25 protein-coding genes are annotated in these 21,258 nt (G+C 59.1%); 12 read left to right on the top strand and 13 right to left on the bottom strand.

Annotation, left to right across the window (positions count from 1 at the left end):
- Nucleotides 1-64 precede the first annotated feature (64 nt).
- The 3 genes from GWQ29_RS14225 to rpoE are packed head-to-tail and all read right to left on the bottom strand — an operon-like array spanning nucleotide 65 to nucleotide 2,263.
- Complete coding sequence (locus GWQ29_RS14225) at nucleotides 65-1,045, bottom strand: MucB/RseB C-terminal domain-containing protein (RefSeq protein ID WP_058395228.1); 981 nt, start codon at nucleotides 1,043-1,045, stop codon at nucleotides 65-67.
- 21 nt (nucleotides 1,046-1,066) lie between these two features.
- Nucleotides 1,067-1,660: an RseA family anti-sigma factor gene (locus GWQ29_RS14220; RefSeq protein ID WP_275919685.1), complete on the bottom strand. Its 594-nt coding sequence runs from the start codon at nucleotides 1,658-1,660 to the stop codon at nucleotides 1,067-1,069.
- 21 nt (nucleotides 1,661-1,681) lie between these two features.
- The gene (gene rpoE / locus GWQ29_RS14215) at nucleotides 1,682-2,263 is read right to left on the bottom strand and encodes an RNA polymerase sigma factor RpoE (protein ID WP_021139196.1); all 582 of its coding nucleotides are present in this window, start codon (nucleotides 2,261-2,263) and stop codon (nucleotides 1,682-1,684) included.
- 182 nt (nucleotides 2,264-2,445) lie between these two features.
- Between rpoE and nadB the strand changes: the two genes are divergently transcribed.
- The gene (gene nadB, locus GWQ29_RS14210; RefSeq protein ID WP_275909564.1) at nucleotides 2,446-4,053 is read left to right on the top strand and encodes an L-aspartate oxidase; all 1,608 of its coding nucleotides are present in this window, start codon (nucleotides 2,446-2,448) and stop codon (nucleotides 4,051-4,053) included.
- Between the two features lie 161 nt (nucleotides 4,054-4,214).
- Here the strand turns inward: nadB and GWQ29_RS14205 are convergent, their stop codons facing one another.
- Nucleotides 4,215-4,592 carry a protein YgfX gene (locus GWQ29_RS14205; RefSeq protein WP_275919684.1) on the bottom strand — a complete coding sequence of 126 codons (378 nt, stop codon included), beginning with the start codon at nucleotides 4,590-4,592 and terminating at the stop codon, nucleotides 4,215-4,217.
- Nucleotides 4,593-4,610: 18 nt separating this feature from the next.
- The gene (gene sdhE, locus GWQ29_RS14200) at nucleotides 4,611-4,880 is read right to left on the bottom strand and encodes an FAD assembly factor SdhE (RefSeq protein ID WP_155603074.1); all 270 of its coding nucleotides are present in this window, start codon (nucleotides 4,878-4,880) and stop codon (nucleotides 4,611-4,613) included.
- Between the two features lie 113 nt (nucleotides 4,881-4,993).
- Here sdhE and ygfZ point away from each other — a divergent pair, with 113 nt between their 5' ends.
- Nucleotides 4,994-5,905 carry a tRNA-modifying protein YgfZ gene (gene ygfZ / locus GWQ29_RS14195; protein ID WP_275919683.1) on the top strand — a complete coding sequence of 304 codons (912 nt, stop codon included), beginning with the start codon at nucleotides 4,994-4,996 and terminating at the stop codon, nucleotides 5,903-5,905.
- Between the two features lie 6 nt (nucleotides 5,906-5,911).
- Here ygfZ and GWQ29_RS14190 read toward each other — a convergent pair whose 3' ends face one another.
- The gene (locus GWQ29_RS14190) at nucleotides 5,912-6,793 is read right to left on the bottom strand and encodes a LysR family transcriptional regulator (RefSeq protein ID WP_169047434.1); all 882 of its coding nucleotides are present in this window, start codon (nucleotides 6,791-6,793) and stop codon (nucleotides 5,912-5,914) included.
- Between the two features lie 136 nt (nucleotides 6,794-6,929).
- Between GWQ29_RS14190 and GWQ29_RS14185 the strand changes: the two genes are divergently transcribed.
- Nucleotides 6,930-7,367: a PACE efflux transporter gene (locus GWQ29_RS14185; RefSeq protein ID WP_021139191.1), complete on the top strand. Its 438-nt coding sequence runs from the start codon at nucleotides 6,930-6,932 to the stop codon at nucleotides 7,365-7,367.
- A gap of 95 nt (nucleotides 7,368-7,462) precedes the next feature.
- Here the strand turns inward: GWQ29_RS14185 and GWQ29_RS14180 are convergent, their stop codons facing one another.
- The gene (locus tag GWQ29_RS14180; protein WP_005318822.1) at nucleotides 7,463-7,804 is read right to left on the bottom strand and encodes a hypothetical protein; all 342 of its coding nucleotides are present in this window, start codon (nucleotides 7,802-7,804) and stop codon (nucleotides 7,463-7,465) included.
- Between the two features lie 193 nt (nucleotides 7,805-7,997).
- On the opposite strand from GWQ29_RS14180, the gene cutA reads away from it, so the two are divergent.
- From cutA to GWQ29_RS14160, 4 genes are all read left to right on the top strand, one after another.
- Entirely contained in the window at nucleotides 7,998-8,315 is a 318-nt protein-coding gene (cutA, locus tag GWQ29_RS14175) for a divalent-cation tolerance protein CutA (protein WP_275919682.1), read from the top strand.
- Complete coding sequence (locus tag GWQ29_RS14170; protein WP_275919681.1) at nucleotides 8,312-10,108, top strand: protein-disulfide reductase DsbD; 1,797 nt, start codon at nucleotides 8,312-8,314, stop codon at nucleotides 10,106-10,108. Before cutA ends, GWQ29_RS14170 begins: the two co-directional genes overlap by 4 nt.
- On the top strand, nucleotides 10,098-10,589 hold the full coding sequence (locus tag GWQ29_RS14165) for a GNAT family N-acetyltransferase (protein ID WP_099994300.1): 492 nt from the start codon (nucleotides 10,098-10,100) through the stop codon (nucleotides 10,587-10,589). The genes GWQ29_RS14170 and GWQ29_RS14165 overlap by 11 nt, the downstream gene beginning before the upstream one ends.
- Nucleotides 10,590-10,659: 70 nt before the next feature.
- Complete coding sequence (locus GWQ29_RS14160) at nucleotides 10,660-11,073, top strand: hypothetical protein (protein WP_059112841.1); 414 nt, start codon at nucleotides 10,660-10,662, stop codon at nucleotides 11,071-11,073.
- 42 nt (nucleotides 11,074-11,115) lie between these two features.
- On the opposite strand, the gene GWQ29_RS14155 is transcribed toward GWQ29_RS14160, so the two are convergent.
- The 6 genes from GWQ29_RS14155 to GWQ29_RS14130 all read right to left on the bottom strand — a co-directional run bounded on the left by GWQ29_RS14155 (nucleotide 11,116) and on the right by GWQ29_RS14130 (nucleotide 17,770).
- Nucleotides 11,116-12,420, bottom strand: coding sequence for an FAD-binding oxidoreductase (locus tag GWQ29_RS14155; protein WP_125608711.1), 1,305 nt, complete (start codon nucleotides 12,418-12,420; stop codon nucleotides 11,116-11,118).
- A gap of 229 nt (nucleotides 12,421-12,649) precedes the next feature.
- Complete coding sequence (gene fbaA / locus GWQ29_RS14150; protein WP_005318811.1) at nucleotides 12,650-13,729, bottom strand: class II fructose-bisphosphate aldolase; 1,080 nt, start codon at nucleotides 13,727-13,729, stop codon at nucleotides 12,650-12,652.
- Nucleotides 13,730-13,845: 116 nt separating this feature from the next.
- Nucleotides 13,846-15,009, bottom strand: a complete 1,164-nt coding sequence (locus GWQ29_RS14145; RefSeq protein ID WP_275919680.1) for a phosphoglycerate kinase — start codon at nucleotides 15,007-15,009, stop codon at nucleotides 13,846-13,848.
- 61 nt (nucleotides 15,010-15,070) lie between these two features.
- The gene (epd, locus tag GWQ29_RS14140; protein WP_021139185.1) at nucleotides 15,071-16,081 is read right to left on the bottom strand and encodes an erythrose-4-phosphate dehydrogenase; all 1,011 of its coding nucleotides are present in this window, start codon (nucleotides 16,079-16,081) and stop codon (nucleotides 15,071-15,073) included.
- Nucleotides 16,082-16,130: 49 nt separating this feature from the next.
- Complete coding sequence (locus GWQ29_RS14135) at nucleotides 16,131-17,060, bottom strand: ROK family protein (protein WP_096119068.1); 930 nt, start codon at nucleotides 17,058-17,060, stop codon at nucleotides 16,131-16,133.
- A gap of 362 nt (nucleotides 17,061-17,422) precedes the next feature.
- Nucleotides 17,423-17,770 (bottom strand): hypothetical protein, encoded by a 348-nt coding sequence (locus tag GWQ29_RS14130; RefSeq protein ID WP_275919679.1) that lies wholly within the window; start codon nucleotides 17,768-17,770, stop codon nucleotides 17,423-17,425.
- 140 nt (nucleotides 17,771-17,910) lie between these two features.
- On the opposite strand from GWQ29_RS14130, the gene GWQ29_RS14125 reads away from it, so the two are divergent.
- The 5 genes from GWQ29_RS14125 to GWQ29_RS14105 all read left to right on the top strand — a co-directional run bounded on the left by GWQ29_RS14125 (nucleotide 17,911) and on the right by GWQ29_RS14105 (nucleotide 21,191).
- The gene (locus GWQ29_RS14125; RefSeq protein ID WP_265462571.1) at nucleotides 17,911-18,789 is read left to right on the top strand and encodes a hypothetical protein; all 879 of its coding nucleotides are present in this window, start codon (nucleotides 17,911-17,913) and stop codon (nucleotides 18,787-18,789) included.
- A gap of 223 nt (nucleotides 18,790-19,012) precedes the next feature.
- Nucleotides 19,013-19,555: a YtfJ family protein gene (locus GWQ29_RS14120; protein WP_005318797.1), complete on the top strand. Its 543-nt coding sequence runs from the start codon at nucleotides 19,013-19,015 to the stop codon at nucleotides 19,553-19,555.
- Between the two features lie 43 nt (nucleotides 19,556-19,598).
- Nucleotides 19,599-19,904 carry a hypothetical protein gene (locus GWQ29_RS14115; protein ID WP_125608714.1) on the top strand — a complete coding sequence of 102 codons (306 nt, stop codon included), beginning with the start codon at nucleotides 19,599-19,601 and terminating at the stop codon, nucleotides 19,902-19,904.
- A 20-nt stretch (nucleotides 19,905-19,924) separates the two neighbouring features.
- The gene (locus GWQ29_RS14110; RefSeq protein ID WP_275919678.1) at nucleotides 19,925-20,497 is read left to right on the top strand and encodes a DUF2796 domain-containing protein; all 573 of its coding nucleotides are present in this window, start codon (nucleotides 19,925-19,927) and stop codon (nucleotides 20,495-20,497) included.
- Between the two features lie 4 nt (nucleotides 20,498-20,501).
- On the top strand, nucleotides 20,502-21,191 hold the full coding sequence (locus GWQ29_RS14105; RefSeq protein ID WP_005318793.1) for an ABC transporter ATP-binding protein: 690 nt from the start codon (nucleotides 20,502-20,504) through the stop codon (nucleotides 21,189-21,191).
- The last annotated feature ends 67 nt before the right edge of the window (nucleotides 21,192-21,258 follow it).

Genomic DNA, 21,258 nt, shown 5'->3' with positions numbered 1-21,258 from the left:
AGGGAAAGATTGACCCCATCTGAACATGACTGACCCGCTCGGGCAAGCGAGCATGTGCAGGCGACTACTGTACAGTCTCATTACGAGCCAACGGTTGCACCGACTCGGCGATACGTTTCGCGGTGTCGGCCGGTACTTCACCGACGACAGTGATCTCGACCCCCACATCGTTGACATAGCTCACCAGCGAAGTAGCGCCCTGGCGGATCAGCTGCTGACGCACCGCCTGCTTGGGATCAACCCTAGCCACATAGACGGAGAGATCCACCAGCCCATCGGAGAGCATCATGTAATCGACCGGCAAACTGGTGGTCACCAGTTGATGCCTGTCCTGAGACAATACCTTGAAACCATCCGGCAACCAGGTCAGGTGCCAGTTAAGCGTCTGCTGCGGCGCCGGATAGGCATCCTCCAGCGCCAGCGCCTGGGGCAGCTTGCTGCCGGCCAGCTTCACCAACCAGGGCGCAGGCGCGCTCAGCCTGTCCAGATCCACCCCCAGCACCTGCTCGACCAGATTGCCTTCCCGATCCACCATGTCCACCCGCAGCAAGAGGCTGCTCTGTTCATCGATCCAGAGCATGAAGCCATACTTGTCTGCCTCTTTGGGAACCAGCCTGACCACTTGCGCCACCAAACCTGCTACCCGACTGCGGCCGGCCAGCACGGGATCATAACTTTCCAGCACACGGGACAACGGCATATTAACCAGCGTCGCCCAGACACCGGGGAAGCGGGCGCCTTTGAGGGTGTAGGGTTCGTGGGTATTTTCGAAGAAGGTGAACTCATCCTGGCGCTGCAGGTACTCTATGGTCTTGCCGTCGAGATAGCTCAGATGAGCCACCTCCTTGCCATCGATCACTCCATGGCTGAAACGTATGGGTTCGAGGCGTCCCTGACGGGCCTTGACCATGGATAATTCGAAATTCTGTTGCGAAACGGCACTCTGCATCTGCTGCAACAAGGCCTCGGCCGACTTATCGTCGGCCGAGGCCTTGGCACAAATCAGCAGGAGAGAGGCCAGCAAAATACGGCTGGACTGGCGCACGGTCTGATCCCTAAAAATGCGTTATTCCTGAATCTGCTTGTCTTGCAGCAGACGCTGTTGCAACTGGTGGTCACGCAGGAAGGCATTGATACGCTCACGCTGCTCCTGCATCTGTTGCTCGCTCAACCCTTGCTGGCGGGTGGAGGCCCGGTTGCCATCTTGCGGGTAGTGCACACTCACTGGCGAAGCACTGCCACCGACAGGAATGGTGTTGAGCACAGGGTTGGTCGGTATGCCGTCCTGACCCTGATACTGCTGCACCCCGAAGATGACGGCAGCGGCGACCGACGCGGCGATGGTATATTGCCCCACCTGTTGACCGACCCGGCGAAACAGCGGAACCACCTTGGCGGCAGTGTGAACCTGCGGTGCAGTTGGCTTGCTCTCCACCGGTTTGGGCGCCAGTATGGTGGGCTCGTCTTCCAGTGCAGCCATGATGCTGTCACTGAGATCCAGTTGCAGATTGACCGGCAGGTCGCCCCGCATGGCATCACCGATCAAGTGGTAACGAGACCAGGTATCTCGCTGCGCCGGATCCATTCCCAGCTCGCCAAGAACCTCAACATCGCTCAAGTCACCATCCATCAGGGCCGAGAGTTGCTCTTTAGTTGCCATAGTTAACCTGTCTTTCCCCAGTTAATTCTCGATCAGAGGTTTCAGCTTTTTATCGATTGCTTCCCTCGCCCGGAAGATGCGGGATCTCACCGTACCCACCGGACAATCCATGATTTCGGCAATCTCTTCGTAGCTCAGCCCTTCCATTTCGCGAAGGGTGATGGCTGTCCTCAAGTCTTCAGGCAAAGCTTCTATGGCGGAAAACACGGTACGCTTGATCTCGTCGGTCAGCGCCAGGTTTTCCGGTGTGGCAACCTCTTGCAAGGCTTCGCCACCACCATAGTATTCTGCCTCGTCCGCCTCTACATCACTGCTGGGCGGCCTGCGCCCCTGAGAGGTCAGATAATTTTTGGCCGTATTCACGGCGATTCGGTACAACCAGGTGTAAAACGCGCTCTCGCCACGGAATGTCGGCAACGCCCGGTAGGCTTTGATAAACGCCTCCTGCGCCACATCCGGCACATCGCCCGGATTGTTGACATACCTGGCAACCAGGTTGACCACTTTATGCTGGTATTTTTTTACCAACAGGTTGAATGCATTTTTATCGCCACGCTGGACCCGTTCAACCAGCTGTTCGTCCAGTAGATTCTGGTCGCTCATCAGAGCCGTAAAACCCCCATCAGGTTATCGTTTTTCTTTTCCGGCCCTTCCTAAGCGCACAAGTTCAGACAGGAGGAATCAGGGAAAGTTCGGTTGCATTGAAAAAAATGTGACGCAGGCTGCATCACCGCCCTCGCTTGGGCTACCATGGTGCCAGTTCTTAATCCAGGCCAATGATACTTATGAAAGCAAGTGTTGAATACCTTTGCGATGTACTGATCATTGGCAGCGGTGCCGCTGGTCTGTCCCTCGCGTTGCGGTTGGCAGACCAGGCCAAAGTCCTGGTTCTGAGCAAGGGGCCCATCAGTGAGGGGGCCACTCTCTATGCGCAAGGAGGCATCGCTGCCGTTTTCGACGAAACCGACAGCATTGAATCCCACGTGAGCGACACGCTCAACGCCGGGGCCGGGTTGTGTGACCCTGCCGTGGTGGAGTTCACCGCCCGCAACGCCCGCGAATCCATCCAGTGGCTAATCAAGCAGGGGGTTCCCTTCGATCAGGAGGAGGACGCCGAGGGCGAGTCCCACTATCACCTGACCCGTGAAGGGGGCCACAGCCATCGCCGCATCTTCCACGCGGCCGATGCCACCGGCAAGGCGGTGCAGCTCACCCTGATCGATCAGGTGCGCTCCCACCCCAACATCCAGCTGATGGAGCGCTTCAACGCGGTCGACCTCATCACCACCCGCAAGCTCAACCTGCCGGGCAACAAGGTGCTGGGCGCCTACGTCTGGAACCGCAACGCCGAGCAGGTCGAGGTGATCCGCGCCCGCTTCGTGGCGCTGGCCACCGGCGGTGCCTCCAAGGTGTATCAGTACACCTCCAACCCGGACGTGAGTTCGGGTGACGGTATCGCCATGGCGTGGCGCGCCGGCTGCCGGGTGGCGAACCTGGAGTTCAACCAGTTCCACCCCACCAGCCTGTTCCACCCCGATGATCCCAACTTCCTGCTGACCGAAGCCCTGCGCGGGGAAGGTGCCTATCTGCGCCGTCCCGACGGCAGCCGCTTCATGCTGGAGTTCGATGAGCGGGCCGAGCTGGCCCCGCGGGACATAGTCGCCCGCGCCATCGACCACGAGATGAAACGCCTCGGTGCCGACTGCATGTATCTGGACATCAGCCACAAGCCGGCGGATTTCATCATCAAGCACTTCCCGACCATCTTTGAGCGCTGCATGGCGGTCGGCATCGACATCACCAAGGAGCCGATGCCCATAGTCCCGGCGGCCCACTACACCTGTGGCGGCGTGATGATCGACAACAATGGCCAGACCGACATTCCCGGTCTCTATGCCATTGGCGAAGTGACCTACACGGGTCTGCACGGTGCCAATCGCATGGCCTCCAACTCCCTGCTCGAGTGCGTGGTTTATGCCCATCAGGCGGGAGCCGACATCATGGCCAAGTTGCCCATGAGCGTGGAACCGCCCCATCTGCCCGCCTGGGATGAGAGCAAGGTGGACGATTCGGACGAACAGGTCGTTATCCAGCACAACTGGCATGAGCTGCGGCTGATGATGTGGGACTATGTGGGGATAGTGCGTACCAACAAACGCCTGGCCCGTGCCAAGCGCCGTATCGACATGCTCAAGCAGGAAGTGCAGGAGTACTACGCCAACTTCCGCGTTTCCAACAACCTGCTGGAACTGCGCAACCTGCTGCAGGTGGCCGAGCTCATCGTCAACTGCGCACTGCAGCGCAAGGAGTCACGCGGCCTGCACTACAACCTGGATTATCCAGACATGCAGCCAGACTCCAAACCCACTGTGCTGACCCCGGAGCGGGACTGATCCTGCACCCCACATTCCGGACTACCCGGACATGCAGCCTAACTCCAGGCCCACAGTACTGACGCAGGATCGGGAGTAATCATCCGTTAGCAGTCACCAAATGACCTCGCCCCGGCGGGGTCATTTGCTATGAGGGAGAAGGGTAGAAACAGGCAGGATGATTAACGGACGGGTGGCGTTAGCCTGATGGCGCGGGCCAGCGCCCTGTAATGTTCCGGTGCGAGTGCGTCGGAGAAGAGCCAGAGACGGGCATCCGGCCTGTCGCTTGCCACCAGTTGCAGCCAGAGTACACCGGGCAGGACGCGACTGCGCTCCCCCAGCTGGTAGCGATAACCCTGCCACACCAGCCACTGCCCATCCCACTCCAGCAAACCGGCCATACGGCTGGCACCCTGCCAGGCAAGCCAGAGCCCCGCCAACCAGCAGGGGAGCAGCAGTGCCCACTGCCAACCATGGATCAGACTGGCAACCGGCCACAACAGCAGCAGAAACAGGATCAGCAGCAGGACACGCTGCTGCCGGGAGGGAATGACGGGCATGTAAACCCGCATACGGGATCAGCTCAGGCTATCGTGGCGAGCCTGATTGCGCTCCAGGATCAGGGCGATCATGGCGGCAAACGCGGGATCGGCAGGAGCGCCGTGGCCCATGCACCACTTGAACAGGTCAGGGTCATCGCTCTCCAGCAAACGGATGAAGGTCTGCTGCTGCTCGTCACTCAAGCTGTCGAACTCGTGTTCAAAGAACGGCATAAAGATCACATCCAGCTCGAGCATGCCACGACGGCAGGCCCACTTCAGGCGGGATTTTTCAATTGGGCTCAACATGGAACTCTCCTTACAAAGACCCGAGGATGGTAACAGCTGGATTTTCCGGCTGACAAACATTCCTTACGTCTTTACCATGCAGGTCACATACTTTCTGTCTCTGGAATACCATCGTGAGCCTGCAAACGCCTGTTTTTCCTGCCGAGCCAACCCTTTTCCCCCTGACCGATCTGGCCATCACCAGCCTGACCGGTGCAGATCGCGTCAAGTATCTGCAAGGCCAGGTCACCTGCGATGTCAATGCACTGCAACCGGGCCAAAGCACGCTGGGCGGCCACTGCGATGCCAAAGGCAAGCTGTGGAGCGACTTTCGTCTGCTCTGCCTGAGCGATCGCCTGCTGATGCTGACCAAGCCCTCTGTGCTGGCGCGTCAGTTGCCCGAACTCAAGAAGTTTGCGGTGTTTGCCAAGGTCGAGATCGCCGAGAACCATGGTCAGGCAGTTGGCGTGGCTGGCCAGGGCACGGATGAGTGGATGGCGGCCCGATTTGCCGTGTCACAAACCGGCCTGATCGACGCTGGCATGGCAGTGCAGATCGAAGCGGATCGTTGGCTGCTGGTGAGCGAGCAACCACTGACAATCGACTTGCCTGCCGGTAGCGAATCACTCTGGTGGGGACTGGATATCAAGGCTGGCATCCCCCATCTGGAAGCCGTGCATCAGGGGGAGTACATACCCCAGATGTTGAACCTGCAGGCACTGGATGGCATCAGCTTCACCAAGGGCTGCTACATGGGGCAGGAGACTGTCGCCCGCGCCAAGTATCGCGGGGCCAACAATCGCGCCCTGTTCGTGCTGGCCGGGACTGCCAGCGAGCCCGTCGCCTGTGGCGATGCCCTGGAGATCCAGCTCGGTGACAACTGGCGACGCAGCGGCATGGTGCTCAACGTCTGGCAACAGGCAGATCAGGTGTGGATCACGGCCGTGCTGCCCAAGGATACAGAGGCCGATGCCCATTTTCGTTTCAAGCAGGAGGAGGCCTCCAGCCTTGCTCTGCAAGCCCTGCCCTACTCGCTGACCGAGTAAGGTCGGCTAACGAGGCACTCGCGCCAGCAGTGCCTCCTTGAGCCAGCTCCCCGCCTGCCCCAGCGGGCGGGCGCGATACCATTGCAGCTCCAGAGCCAGCTCAGCCAGCGCAATAAAGTCCGGATTGAGCACCACTACCTCCCCTCGCGCCAGCGGCCGGTGCAACAGAAAGTCCGGCACTGATGCCCAACCCAACCCCAGCTTGACCAGCTCCAAAATGCCCAGATCCCCCTCCACCCACCACACCTGCGCCGAGAGGCGGAAACGGTGGCGCTCAGTGCCTTCCCGTCGTCCCGTCACCATCAGCTGACGGGCCCCTTGCAAGTCGCTCTCTCGCAGTGGCGTCTTGCGGGCCAGCGGATGATCGGGGGAGACCACCAACGGCATCTTGACGGAGCCCAGTGAACAGGAGGCGAGCTCCCGCTCAGGCCGCTCCTTCTGATAGCTGATGCCAAGCTGGGCCCGGCCGCTTTTGAGCAGTTCAGTCACATCCTCCATCAGCGGAAACAGCAACTCCAGCTCGACGCCGGGGTAGCGGGTGGCGAACTCCTCCAACAGGGAGCCAAGCCAGGGCAGATGGGAGTCATCATCAATCGCCAGGGTGAGCCTCGACTCTACGCCTGCGGCCAGCTCACCGGCGATCGCCTGCAAGCGCTCGCTTTGGGCCAGCAAGATACTGGCCTCCTGATGGATGCGGGTGCCCGCCTCCGTCAGCACGGGATAGCGGGCAGAGCGATCAAACAGCTCCAACCCGAGATCTATCTCCAGGTTGGCGATAGCGGTGCTGACCACAGACTGCGCCTTGCCCAGCTTGCGAGCAGCCGCCGAGAAGGAGCCGGTCTCTGCTGCCGCCAGCAGCGCCTTGAGTTGTTCCAGCGAGGGGTTCATCCGGTTGCTCCTGCCATGATCTGGTTGCGCGCCAACCTATCTATTTTATAGATAGATACCAACGTGAACCTATCACAAATTCGCGATAAATTGGCCACCATAGACACTCAGACACAGATAGATAGAGAGACAGACCATGCGTAATACCCGTGACCGCCTGCGCCATGCCATTGGCTTCGAACTGATTGGCCTGCTGATCGCCGCCCCCCTGGCAAGCTGGATCACTGGCGTAGGACTCAACCATATGGGGCCGCTGGCATTGTTCTTCTCGGTGCTCGCCACCGTCTGGAACTACGTCTACAACATCGGCGTGGACAAACTGCTGCTCAAGTATCAGGGTCACACCCACAAGACGCTGTGGCAACGGGTATGGCATGCCATGGGCTTCGAGGGTGGATTGCTGTTTGTCGCCTTGCCAGTGATGGCCTGGTGGCTCGAAATCAGCATGATGGAGGCGCTGGTGCTGGATCTGGGCTTCGTGCTGTTCTACCTGGTCTATGCCTTCATCTACAACTGGAGCTATGACAAGGTCTTCCCGATCCCGGGCCAGGTACAGCAGAACGCACTGGGCTAAACGGCAGGAAAATAAAGCGGGGAACACTAGGCACCATCATGCAACTGGCATGATGGTGCTGGAGGAAGACAAGCCCGCAAGGCCTGCCGCAGCGTTCAGGCTTGCGCCTTCAGCTCTTCGGTCGGGGCATCCGCCTCGGCCGACTCCTGGGTCAGCATGGCCTCGAGGTCGCTCTGGTACTGGTTCAGCAGGCGCTGGGCCGCCACCATGTCACCCTTGTGCAGACGCTCGAACAGATGGTGTTGCACCACGCCGTTGAGATACTCCACCGTGACGGGTTGCTCCAGGGTAGCCAGCAGCTCCTCTTTTTCCAGCTCGGCATTGATTTCATCGGCACTGGTACGCAGCAGACCGGCCAGTTGCACCAACATACGGCGCTCACCTTCGCGCAACAGGCTCAACATGCGGTTTCTCTGCTGCTCATTCTGTTGGGTCATACATTTCCTTACGTCAAATGGGAACAAGCCAGCTCATTCTGCCTTGTCCCTTTGACAGCGTCTATCTCATGCCCCCCACTTATTTTCATGTCGAGCCGATAAAGCCCGTCAGATGCTATTTACCCCGTCGCTAGGTATAGTAGCCACTGGTTTAAAGGCGCCGTGCCGCCTCGAACGGACGAGAAATTTCACCATGACAGATACCATTCTGGTGCTTTGCACCTGCCCGGATGAGGCCAGTGCCGACCTCATCAGCGAACAACTGCTGAACCAGCGGCTGGCGGCCTGCATCAATCAGCTGCCCGGTCTCACCTCCGTCTATCGCTGGCAGGGGCAGATCGAACGGGCACGGGAGATCCAGCTCATCATCAAGTCGCGGGCCTCGCTGTTCGAACTCTTGCGCCAATGCATCCTCAGCCATCACCCCTATGAGGTGCCGGAGCTCCTGGCACTCCCGACAAGCCAGGGCCATCAGCCCTATCTCGACTGGTTAACACAGGAAACCTCATGACACTGTCTCGCCTGCTCTCCCCCCTGCTTGTGCTCTCCGCCCTGCTGCTGTCCACCCTGAGTGCGACGCCGGTTCAGGCCGGCAGTGACAGTCTGCTGAGTGCTCTCGGCATCGAGGCCAACGCCCAACCCAAGTTTCTGAAAGTCGACGACGCCTTCGTGCTTGAGAGTGAACAGCAGGGCAAGCAGTTGCTGCTGACCCTGCGCATCGCCGATGACTACTATCTCTACCGCCACAGCTTCCGCTTCAAGGGCGAGAACCTCGCCTTCAGTGAACCCGTCTTGCCCGCAGGTGACGAGCATCAGGATGACTTCTTCGGCAAGACCCGAGTCTACTACCGGGAGGTGCAGATCCCCGTCACCCTGACCGAAGTGGGCCAGCAGGCCAGCCTCACCGTCAGCTATCAGGGCTGTACCGACGGCCTCTGCTACCCGCCCACCGACAAGCAGATTACGGTGCTGCCCATTGTCGCCAGCGATGTCGCGCAGGCCAGCATGGATGAAGCCGCCGACACCACGGCCAGCAGCCAGCAGGATCAGCTGGCCGCCGCCCTTGGCAGCCAGGGATTCTGGCTCAGCATAGCCGCCTTCTTTGCGCTGGGGCTCGGCCTCGCCTTCACTCCCTGCGTCTTCCCCATGTACCCCATTTTGACCGGCATCATAGCTGGTGCGGGCCATCATCTTTCCACCCGTCGCGCCTTCCTGCTCTCCTTCGTCTATGTGCAGGGAATGGCGGTGACCTATACCCTGCTCGGGCTGGTGGTGGCATCGGCGGGCCTGAAATTTCAGGCGGCACTGCAACACCCCTACGTTCTGATCGGGCTCTCCGTCATGTTCGTGCTGCTGGCGCTCTCCATGTTCGGGCTCTACACCCTGCAGCTACCGAGCAGCCTGCAAACCCGGCTGTCCGGCCTCTCCAACCGCCAGCAGGGCGGCTCAGTGCTCGGGGTCGGCATCATGGGGATGATCTCCGGCCTGGTCTGCTCCCCCTGCACCACGGCCCCGCTCTCCGGCGCCCTGATTTACGTGGCTCAAAGCGGCGATCTCTGGCTCGGCGGTGCAGCCCTCTATGCCCTGTCGCTCGGGATGGGACTGCCGTTGCTGCTGCTCGGCACCTCGGGCGGCAAGTTGCTGCCCAGGGCCGGCGCCTGGATGGATGTGATCAAGCAACTCTTTGGTTTTGCACTGCTGGCGGTACCTATACTGCTGCTGTCACGGCTGTGGAGCGATCAGATGGCCACCCTGGCCTGGCTGGGTTGGGGATTGGTGCTGTGCGGCTATCTCTATCACCACAACCAGCATCGCGCCCACTCGGTCGGCAAGAGTCTCGGCGGCTTCGTGCTGCTGCTGGCGATGATCAGCGCCGTTGTGGTGGGCAAGGATCTGCTGCTGCCCGTGCCCGGCGTCAAGGCCAGCGCCGATACCCAGGCGCCCCAATTTATCCGCATCAAGACCCTGGATGACCTCAAGACGCAACTCGCCGCCGCCCGCGGCAAACCTGTGCTACTGGACCTCTACGCCGACTGGTGCGTGGCCTGCAAGGAGTTCGAGCACAAGACCTTCAGCGATCCCGCCGTGCGTGAGCGCTTCGGCCAGATGGTGCTGTTGCAGGCGGACGTCACCGCCAACGACGATGCCGATGTGGAGCTGCTCAACGGCCTGAACGTGCTGGGGCTGCCGACCCTGATCTTCTTCGACAGTGCCGGCCAAGAAGTGAGTGGCCAGCGGGTGACCGGCTTTATGGGGCCGGAAGCATTTGCCGGACACCTCGATAGGGTGCGCGATGCAAACTGAGTTGCGTCGGCTGCTGGCAACCGATGGTCCAGCCTTGCAGCGTCTGTTCGAACTTGCCCCTGCCTATCAGGCGGCCGTGAGTCATGAGCCCCTCTCCGCGCGAGCTGCGGAGGAAGCGCTAGTGGCATGTCCGCCCAACCTGTCGCTCTCTGACAAACATCTCATCGGTCGCTGGGAAGATGGGGAACTCACCGCAGTGGTCGATCTGCTGCGCGGCTATCCCGATCCTGCCACCGCTTATCTGGGTCTGTTGCTGGTGGGCGAACCCTGGCAAGGTAACGGCCGGGGTCAGGCGTTTTATCTCCACGCCTGCATGATGGCGCGCACCTGGGGGGCAACCCGGCTGCGCCTGTCGGTGATTGCCAGCAATGAGGCCGCCTTATCCTTTTGGCTGCGCAGAGGGTTCACCGAGTGCTATCGCCGCGAGCTGGCTGTCTATCGGGCCGAGGCCATAGTGCTGGAACGCACTCTGGAACCGTGAGCCGAGGTTTGCCACCGCACGTTGGCGTGGCACAATCTGCCCTCCCGTTTTGCACTTGTCCGGAGTTTTGATGAAAAAGTGGTTCATCCCCCTGCTGGCCCTCTGGCTATATGGTTGTTACGCAGGACCCGGTGAAGAGGCAATCCAGCATCAGGTCACCGCCAAACTCCAGTCTGACACAGACGACAATCTGTTCGAGATCAGTGACTTTGCCATTCTCGGCAAAGAAGAGCGGATGGAGGGCGTCTATCTGATCAAGGTGAGCTACCAGCTCCATTTCAAACTGGGGCTGGATCAGTTGCAGGTACTGCACGACGAGGACCTGGTCTATGACAGGGTTGGTCCCTTCCAGCAAGAGATGGGACTGATGGAGCTGGAGCGCAAATATGGCGAATTCGAGGCCGGTCAGGTGCTGCAGCAAGAGACCGACGTCTGGATGATGAAAACCGAACAGGGCTGGCGTCTGGCCGAACCTGCTCAATAACGCCTCCCCACCCGCCCCCTTCGGGCTGCTTGCGCTTGCCCTTTACAACAGATCCTTCATCCGGTGCCACAGCATGCCGAGCGCCAGCAGGGGGGAGCGCAACGCCGGGCCACCGGGGAAGGTCATGTGGGGCACGCTACTGAACAGATCGAAGCCCCGGCTCTCGCCGCGGATCGCCTCTGCCACCAGCTTGGCCGCCATGTGTGTGGCGTTGAGGCCATGACCGGAATAGGCCTGGGCATAGAAAACGTTGGGATGATCCTGCAAGCGGCCGATCTGTGGCAAGCGATTGGCCCCTATCCCTATCATGCCGCCCCACTGAAACTCGATGGCCGTCCCCGCCAACTCGGGAAAGACTCTCAGCAGCTTGGGCAACATGAAGGCCTTGATGTCTCGCGGGTCCCTTCCCGAGTAGTTGCAGGCACCACCAAACAACAGGCGACCATCGGCGGAGAGGCGATAGTAGTCGAGCGCCACGTTCTGATCGCACACCGCCATATTCTGCGGCAACAAGCGCTGGCGCAGCCGCTTCTCCAGCACCTCAGTGGCGAGAATGTAAGAGCCCGCCGGTAGCACCCTGCCCCCCAATTCGGGATTGAGATCATTGAGGTAGGCGTTGCAACCTATCACCAGATAATCGGCACTCACCCGGCCACGGGCCGTGGTGATCTGCACCCGCTTGCCATAGTCGATATGGGCCACTCGGGAGTGCTCGAACAGAGCGACACCCAGGCTGGCCGCGGCGCGCGCCTCACCCAGCGCCAGATTGAGGGGATGCAGGTGACCCGAGCCCATGTCAATCATGCCGCCAATATAGCGATCCGACCCCACCACCGAGTGGATCTCCTCCCGTGGCACCAGCTTGATCTCGTGCTGATAACCCAGGCTGGCCAGATGTGCCGCCTCTTCCTCAAATCCGGCAAGATGGCGCTGACGGGTAGCGAGGTCGCAGTAACCCCAGGTGAGATCGCAGTCGATGTTGAAATGCTCGATGCGCTCTCGCACCAGCTGTACCGCCTCCAACCCCATCAGATCCAGCTCACGTACTCCCTGCTCGCCGATACAGCGGGCGAACTGGCTGGTATCGTGGCCTATGCCGCGAATGAGCTGGCCGCCGTTGCGACCGGACGCCCCCCAGCCGATGCGGTTTGCCTCCAGCAGGGCCACCTTGTAGCCCGCCTGTGCCAGGTTGATGGCGGTATTGAGGCCGGTAAAACCGCCACCAATGATGCAGACATCGACATTCAGCTCACCGCCAAGTTCTGGCCACTGCTGATTGTCGTTGCGGGTGGCCGCATAATAGGAGGCCACATGTTCCTGATATCCGTTGAACTTTCCTGCCTGCATACTCAGCATCCCGCCTTGGTGACCATGTGTTTACTAAAATAAACGACCTGTCATCGATAATACCCAGCCCCCCGCCACCAATCCAGTCCATGAGGATCACAGAAATGCAAAAGGCATCCCGGGGGATACCTTTTGCTTCGGTCACGCCGTGGGGCTGATGACCGCAACCCACAAATACAAAAGGCGCCCCGAAGGGCGCCTTTGCATGCAATCAAGATACGGTAACGAATTACAGTACGTTGATGGCGTTCAGGTCGGAGAAGGCTTTCTCCAGACGGGCGATCATGGAAGTCTGACCGGCACGCAGCCATACGCGCGGATCGTAGAACTTCTTGTTCGGCTTGTCAGCGCCTTCCGGGTTGCCCAGCTGACCTTGCAGGTAAGCTTCGTTGGTCTTGTAGAAGTGCAGCAGACCTTCCCAAGTAGCCCACTGGGTGTCGGTGTCGATGTTCATCTTCACTACGCCGTAGGAGATGGACTCGCGGATCTCTTCCAGAGTGGAACCTGAACCACCGTGGAATACGAAGTCCAGAGACTTGGCAGGCAGACCAAACTTCTCGGAAACGAATTTCTGGGAAGCGTCCAGGATGGACGGGGTCAGCTTGACGTTACCCGGCTTGTATACACCGTGTACGTTGCCGAAGGAGGCAGCGATGGTGAAACGCGGGCTGATCTTGGACAGACGCTCGTAGGCGTAAGCCACGTCTTCCGGCTGGGTGTACAGGGCGGATTGATCCATGTGGCTGTTGTCCACACCGTCTTCTTCGCCACCGGTGCAACCCAGTTCCAGCTCCAGAGTCATGTTCATCTTGGCCATGCGGGTCAGGTACTCGCAGCAGATGTCGATGTTCTCTTCCAGAGACTCTTCGGACAGATCCAGCATGTGGGAGGAAAACAGCGGCTTGCCGGTTTCAGCAAAGTGCTTCTCGCCTGCTTCCAGCAGACCGTCGATCCACGGCAGCAGCTTCTTGGCAGCGTGGTCGGTGTGCAGGATGACAGGTACACCGTAGGCTTCGGCAACGGCGTGAACATGCTTGGCACCAGAGATGGCACCGATGATGGCGGCTTGCTGGCCTTCCAGCTTCAGACCCTTGCCGGCGGTGAACACGGCACCACCGTTGGAGAACTGAACGATAACCGGCGCTTTGACCTTGGCAGCAGCTTCCAGTACGGCGTTGACGGAGTCGGTACCAACGCAGTTTACAGCTGGCAGAGCGAAGCCGTTCTCTTTGGCGATGGCGAACACTTTCTGAACGTCATCACCAGTGATCACGCCGGGTTTTACGAAGTCGAAAATTTTCTTAGACATGTTTAATCGTCCTGTTCTCGTATGCCGTTAATAAAAAATGGGGGGTTCATCATGAACCGGCACAGCGGCCACATGATAAACGAAACGGGAGGCTTTTGCCCCCCGTCCCGGGTCAATTAGGCTTTGGCGCGCTGTTCCAGCATCGCAACAGCCGGCAGAACCTTGCCTTCTACGAACTCCAGGAAGGCGCCGCCGCCAGTGGAGATGTAGGAGACTTTGTTGGCGATGCCGAACTTGTCGATAGCAGCCAGGGTGTCACCACCACCAGCAATGGAGAAGGCCGGAGAAGCAGCGATGGCTTCGGCGATCACCTTGGTACCTGCGGAGAACTGGTCGAACTCGAACACGCCGACCGGGCCGTTCCACAGAATGGTCTTGGCGTTCATGATGATGTCGGCCAGGGCCTTGGCAGAGTCAGGGCCGATGTCGAAGATCATGTCGCCGTCGGTCACATCGGAGACGGACTTGATGGTGGCCGGAGTGCTTTCTGAGAACTCGGTACCCACGACCACGTCTGTGGTGACCGGAATGTTGGTCTCGGCGGCCAGTTTCTTGGCGGTGTCGAGCAGGTCGTGTTCACACAGGGACTTGCCGACGTTGTGACCGGCAGCTGCGATGAAGGTGTTGGCGATGCCACCACCGACCACCAGCTGGTCAGCGATCTTGGAGAGGGATTCCAGCACGGTCAGCTTGGTAGAGACCTTGGAACCGCCAACGATGGCAACCATGGGGCGCTCGGGCTTGAGCATGGCTTTGCCCAGGGCTTCCAGCTCACCGGCCAGCAGCGGGCCTGCACAGGCGATCGGGGCAAATTGAGCCACACCGTAGGTAGAACCTTCGGCGCGGTGAGCAGTACCGAACGCATCCATTACAAAGACGTCACACAGGGCGGCGTATTTTTTGGCCAGCTCTTCGGTGTTCTTCTTCTCGCCTTTGTTGAAACGGCAGTTTTCCAGCACGACCAGCTCACCGGCAGCGACTTCTACGCCATCCAGGTAATCCTTGGCCAGGCGGACCGGGCAGGACAGAGCGTCTTTCAGATAGTTGACAACCGGAGCCAGGGAGAACTCTTCGTTGTATTCACCCTCGGTCGGGCGACCCAGGTGGGAGGTGATCATCAGCTTGGCGCCCTTTTCCAGAGCCAGCTTGATGGTAGGCAGCGTCGCCACGATACGTGCGTCGGAAGTGACCTTGCCGTCTTTTACCGGTACGTTCAGGTCAGCACGGATCAGAACGCGTTTACCCGCCAGATCCAGGTCGGTCATCTTGATAACAGACATATTCAGTCCTCTATATTTTCAGGTAATGTTAAAAACAGTAACCTTGCGCCCGTTCAGGCTCTCAGCCTGCGGCCATCATGGCCCGGGTGGTATCCAGCATACGGTTGGCGAAGCCCCATTCGTTATCGCACCACATCAACATCTTGACGAGGTTGGCATCGCTTACCCGTGTCTGGGTACCATCGATGATGCAGGAGTGCGCATCATGATTGAAGTCTACGGAGACCAATGGCTCCTCCGTGTAATCCAGAATACCGCTTAATGTACCTCTGGATGCCCGTTGCAGGGCTTGATTTACGTCAGTAACCGTCACTTTTTTACGAACAGTAATACTGAGATCCATTGCCGTTACGTTGATGGTCGGCACCCGTACCGCGATCGCCTCGAACTTGCCGGCGAAGTGGGGGAGGATTCGCTCCAACCCCTTTGCCAGCTTGGTATCCACCGGAATGATGGACTGGCTGGCAGCACGGGTTCGACGCAAGTCGCTGTGGTAGGCATCGATGACTTGCTGATCATGCATGGCCGAATGAATTGTCGTAATAGTACCACAATTTATCTCGAATTCTCGATGCAATGTTTCGATGACGGGCACCACGCAATTGGTAGTGCAAGAAGCGTTGGAGACGATCCGCTCCCTTCCCGTCAGCACCTGATGGTTCACTCCGTAGACGATGGTGGCATCCACATCCGCATCCGCCGGATGGGAGAAGAGCACCTTGCCCGCCCCCGCGCCCAGATGCAGTTCGGCGTCGGCACGCGAGCCGAATACGCCGGTGCAATCGAGCACCACGTCCACCCCCAGCGCCCGCCAGGGCAGATTGGCGGGGTCCCGCTCGGCAAACAGGGAGATGAGATCCTCCCCCACCAGCATGCTGTGACCCGCCAGTTGTACCGGATAGCGGAAACGACCGTGGCTGGTGTCAAAACGCGTGAGGTGCACCATGGCTTCAGGCGCCGCCAGCTCGTTGATGGCAACTATCTTGATGTTCTTGTCGCGCCCGCTTTCATAAAGAGCACGTAGCACGTTGCGGCCGATCCGCCCGTACCCATTGATGGCAATCTTGATCATGAAAAAAGTGTGTCCTTACCTGCGACAAAGGGACGAACGGATGGATGATTCACGACAGCAGGGCGTCATGGAATACGCCACGGGCCAGCAGTGCGGCCCCGAACACACCGGCGCTGTCTCCCAGGGCTGGAGCAATAATGGGGGTAGCGAAGCGGGGATTAAAGAGGAATGGCAAAATTGTCTGGCGCCCTGCGCTGTAGAGGCTCTGCACATTGCCGACGCCACCACCGATGACGATGACATCCGGATCGAGAATATTGACCACGTTGGCCAGCGCCTGACCGAACAGCAAGTGCAAGCGATCGATAGTGAGTTTGGCCACATGATCATAAGCCGTCGCCGCTGCAATCTGGGCCAGCGACAGATGACGCTTGGTCTTGGCCTGATACCAGGCCTCCAGCGCCGGGCCGCTGATGAGGGTCTCGACGCAGCCACGCTTGCCACAGTAGCACTCGGGGCCATCGGGGGAGAGCACGTTGTGGCCCCACTCACCGGCGATGCCGTGGTGGCCATTCAAGATACTGCCATTGATGACGATACCGGAGCCAACACCGGTGCCCATTATGATGCCGAACACCACCTTCGCATCGGGATGGTGCTGGCGCACCGCACCGAGATGGGTTTCCGCCAGGGCGAAGCAGTTGGCGTCGTTGGCGATGAGCACGGGAACACCGAGCCTGCGTTCCAGATCTTCCTTGAACGGCTTGCCGTTGAGCTCGGTGGTATTGCAGTTCTTCATTACCCCGGTCTGGGGATCACGTGCGCCGGGCGTGCCCATGCCTATGATGGTTGGGCGCTGACCCAGTTTGACCGCGCACTCCTCTACCAGTTTCGCGATCTGGCCGATCATATGCTGATAACCGCCCTGACGTTCAGTGGGGATGCGATGACGCAGCAGCACCTCGTCGCCATCCAGCACCACACACTCGCACTTGGTACCACCGAGATCGATACCCCAATCCAACGATTTCTTGCTCATCCTGTCTCCTGCCATGGCCAAGGATACTGCCGTGAGGACGCCGCTTGTCCGGCCTCCTCAGGGTCGCTCATCTTGCTTTTTCTGCGCCCAACGATGGCACAGTGTAACCTGAGCCAGAGCCATGATGCAGCCCCAAACAAGGGCGTCTCCAGTCACCCCAAAGAGGTCAGGCGCCAAAGCGCCAATAGCGCCTTTGCTTCATTTATAGGTTGAACAAGAGGTGGAAATGGTTGAGGTGATATCCCTTGGCCGAGAGATAGCAACACGAGCATTGAAGAGGTATGACGGCACCGCCATCGATGCCTTGATGCCGTTCAGATAAAGCAGAATATCTGCCCAGTCTTGACTGAACAGCACTGGCCTCAAGGCGCCTGCTTCATTGGATGCGACGGAGGCTGACCCGGCGTCACCCCGGCTGGATCGCCCTGGATGTAAATCTCCCGTCCATCCTGCTGATAGGGCCGGTAATGGTTGCTGCCACAGCGATAACCACCGCCCGGTTGACTCATCAACTCACAATTGACCGGCAATACTTCCAGCCACTTGATGGCCTGCTGGAAACGCAGCCACTCCTGCCATTCATGCTCCCGCGCCAGCTTGTCTCGCAGCGCGAAGGTATCCTCAATGGACATGCCCTTGTTGACAATCACCTGGCCCGCCGCCGCAGGCAAGGCGGCCAACAGCAGCAAGAGTATGGGAATTCGCTTCATGGCAGTTTCCTGTATGACTTATTTCGAGAATTAAATTTAAAGCCTTATCAGACTGTTACCCAGATCACAAAAACTAAACCAATCCAAATCCGGTCAGCTCACCTAGTTGTTTAGTATCACCCCGAGCAGGATGCACCATCATGAAACTGGCACAAGGTCTGTTGTTGAGTCTAGTGGCCGCATCGACGGTCGGGGCAAGCGAGGTCAACCTGAGCTGGCAGTGGCAATCTGCCGACGGGCAACAGAAGCGACTGCAACTGAATACCAATGAACGCATCATGTCGGTCAGCCGCCACGAAATGACCCTGCTCGATGCCGCCCTCAACTATCCGCTGGAGACACTCTACTCCTACATAAGCCCGCGCCTTTATAACAGCATCAACCTCATCAATCAGAACAGTCCCGAGACCGCCACCAAGTTTCGCAATCTGGAGCAGGCCTTCACTCTGCGCGACGACAGCATGGAGTCGACCCTGTTCTGGCAGGCTTACCAGCAATATCAGGACGACGCCTTCTACCAGATGCGGGTCGTGCCCTGCGTTCATCCATCCAACCGCAAGCTGCCCTGCGTGCGCCCCAATTACTCCCAGTTGTTCTACCAGTTCAAGGGGGATCTCAAACCCCTGGCAAAACAGTTTTCCGCCAAGGATCTGGCCACCAGCGTCGGCCTGTTGCAGGAGTGGCTGAGCGGTATACCCACGCCACCGGAACAGATGGATCACTTCGCCCCGCCCCTGCAGGCATTGCAGAACAACAAGGCAGACAGCGATGAGAAGGCACTGCTTATGGCAAGCCTGCTGGCAGAGCTGGCACCGCAATACATGCTCAGCATCATCTACCCGAATATCAGCATCGGCAGCGTCTCGCCAGCCTGGCTGGCCATCACGGCCGACAGTGGATTGAAAGGGGATACGGTGGTGATCGGCAATCAGCGCCACGTCTTGCTGACAGGTTCGCCCCTGCTGGCCGAACAGATGACCATGGCCAAGATCCCGTTGGTCAGCGAACCCTTGTACTAGGTTCAACACTCATCAAACCAGTTGATAACCAATTGATTTTTATCGACTTCGTGCCATCCTTGCCGCCTTTGTCAGCCGAGCTCAGCGCTGACGGGCGGCATCATCGACGCCCTTGCGAGTTTATTTAACACTTTTTAAACAGATCCGATCAGTTTAGGATGAGTTCTGCCCCATTCCCTCAAGTGAAAAATCGTTATAACATAACAAAAGGAGTGTCATCAGGATGAAACATCTCGTACTTACTCTGGCGCTGCTGCCGACCCTGGCCATGGCTCACAACATCAAGGAGTCTGCCCAGGTGCCGCTGGTCAATATCAGCGACAAGGGTGAACTGGTGCTGAAAGAGAAAGAGGTCAGCTACCAACCCTGGCAAAGCAAGGTACTGACTGGCAAAGTTTTTCTGATCCAGCACATAGCGGGTCGCTCCAGTGCCAAGGAACTGAACGCCCCCATGATCGAGGCGATCAAAGCGGCCAAGCTGCCTCACGACAAGTACCAGACCGTCACCATCATCAACAGCAATGACGCCATCTGGGGTACTTCCGGCTTTGTGAAGAGCAGTGCCGAAGACAGCAAGAAAGAGTTCCCCTGGTCCGCCATGGTACTGGATGCCAAAGGCATGGCTCGCAACGCCTGGGATCTCGCGCCGGAAAGTTCGGCCATCATACTGCTGGATAAAGAGGGCAAGGTGCTGTTCGCCAAAGACGGCCAGCTCGATGCCACCAATATTGCTACCGTGATGGGGCTCATCCAGTCCCATCTCTGAATCAGAGAGAAGGGGCGCTGACGGCGCCTTTTCATAAGGGTCTATGGGTCGTTCCAAGCTGAAAATCGGGTTGTTGCTGCTGGGCTGGTTGTGGATACAACCGGCGCTGGCACAACACCCGCTGGAAGCAGACCTGCCGGACCACAATCACAGCTGCCTCCTCTGCGCCCTCCATCTGGATGGCAAGCTTGCTCTGACGCCGACACTGCCAGTCCCACAGCCACTCTTTGTCGCAGGTCATCTCGCCCCCATCGCTTTCCCTACCCCGCAGTACAGAACCACAGGTCATTGCCGCATCCGCGCGCCTCCTCCCCTCATCGCCTTTCCCTCTGAACATTCCTCTTATTAATTGTTTCGCAAGGATTAACGATGAAAGCAGTCACCTTATTACTGGCAGCCGCCGCCTTTGGCGTGCAAGCAAACCACGACGAGCATGAAAGCCACGGCCACGGTGCCCACGAGCATGGTCACGCTCACCTCAATCTGGTGCTCGATGGCAAGCAGCTGATGATAGAGTTCCAGGCACCCGGCGCCGATCTGGTCGGATTCGAGCACGCAGCCAAGAGCGATGCAGACAAGGCGCAATACGCCAAGGCCATGGCTCAGCTCAAGCAGCCGGATGCTCTGTTCCGTTTAGACCCGGCGGCTGGCTGCACCTTGACTCACCAGGAGCTGCGGGCGGCCAAAGAAGATCACGACCATGACCATGACCATGAAAAGGCTGGCAGCGATCACGATGAACACCACCATGATGAGGCGGGTCACGCCGATCTGGGGGCCATGTACACCTACACCTGCCAGACACCTGCCAAGCTGACCGGCCTGGAAGCCACCCTGTTCAGTGTCTACCCGAGCCTGGAAAAGCTGAGCGTGCAGGGCATCTTGCCCACCGGCCAGACTGCGGCCGAGCTGACCCCATCCGCCAACAAGCTGAGCTGGTAATCCCATGAAAAAAGCCGTGGTTGAGATCCGCGATCTGGCCTTTTCCTGGCCGGGTCACGAGCCTGTACTCGATCTGCCCGCCCTCACCATATCCCAAGGTGAGCGGGTGTTTATCAAGGGTCCATCGGGCTCGGGCAAGTCGACCCTGCTCGGCTTGCTGGCCGGGATCCAGACCGCCAACCACGGCACCCTGGAGGTGCTGGGCCAACCATTGGCCCAGCTATCCGGCCGTGCCCGTGACCACTTCCGGGCGGCCAATCTGGGTTATATCTTCCAGCAGTTCAATCTGCTGCCATTTTTATCCGTGCTGGACAACGTCACCGCCGCCCTCACCTTCTCGTCCGAGAAGCGGGCTCGTCTGCAAGGCAGCCCCGAACAGGAGGCACGCCGTCTGCTGGGAGAGCTGCAACTGCCGGACGAAGCACTGCATCGCCCTGTTCACGCCCTCAGCATTGGTCAACAGCAACGGGTTGCCGCCGCACGGGCGCTGATCGGTTCGCCGCCGCTGGTGATCGCCGATGAACCCACCTCGGCCCTGGATACCGACAACCGGGCCGCCTTTATCAAGCTCTTGTTCGAAGAGTGTGACAAGCAGGGTTCTACCCTCATCTTCGTCAGTCACGATCCCTACCTCGAACCTCTCTTCCCGCGGGTTGAAAACCTGCAACAGCTCAACCGGAGGGCCATATGCTGACCATTCATCACCACGGCACCCGCCCGGCGGGATCCGCATGCGCGGATGCATCGCAACAACAAAACCG

The organism is Aeromonas sp. 2HA2, from assembly GCF_029237345.1.
In the GTDB taxonomy this organism is placed as follows: Bacteria; Pseudomonadota; Gammaproteobacteria; order Enterobacterales; family Aeromonadaceae; genus Aeromonas; species Aeromonas salmonicida.
This window is presented reverse-complemented; position numbering and strand designations above follow the sequence as displayed.